The organism is Corynebacterium sp. HMSC05D08 (assembly GCF_001807215.1).
GTDB classification, from domain to species: Bacteria; Actinomycetota; Actinomycetes; order Mycobacteriales; family Mycobacteriaceae; genus Corynebacterium; species Corynebacterium striatum.
The window spans coordinates 22,922-23,442 of the sequence record NZ_KV788351.1 but is presented as its reverse complement, the minus strand read 5'-3'; the positions used below and the strand labels follow the sequence as shown (position 1 = coordinate 23,442).

Below are 521 nucleotides of genomic sequence, written 5' to 3'. Positions count from 1 at the left end.
CGATGGTGATGGCACCAATGATGGTGATGAGGACGCTGACGGTGATGGCAAGTCCAACAAGGAGGAGTCTGACCCGGACACGGATGCGACCACCGATACCGACGGTGATGGCATTCCGGATATCATCGATAAGGATGATGAGGATGGCCCGAAGGGTGATAAGGATGATGACGGCATCATCAATGAAGAGGATCCTGATGCAGATGGCGACGGGGTTTCCAATGATGATGAGAAGGCAGCTGGCCTTGATCCGCTGAACCCGGATACCGATGGTGATGGCACCAATGATGGTGATGAGGACACCGATGGTGACGGCAAGAAGAACAAGGATGAGTCCGATGTTCCTGAAGGAAAGGTCACCGATAAAGACGGTGACGGCCTTGGCGATACCGGTGTAACCGACAAGGATCCTGAGGACGGTAACGCTGACATCACAGACGGTCCGTTGACCAACGACACCGACAAGGATGGTATTCCGGATGCGGTTGATCCGGATATCGATGGTGACGGTGTCAATAACT

1 pseudogene is annotated in these 521 nt (G+C 53.7%); it reads left to right on the top strand.

Annotation, left to right across the window (positions count from 1 at the left end):
• Nucleotides 1-521: pseudogene (locus tag HMPREF3148_RS13725) on the top strand (hypothetical protein); the annotation flags it as partial.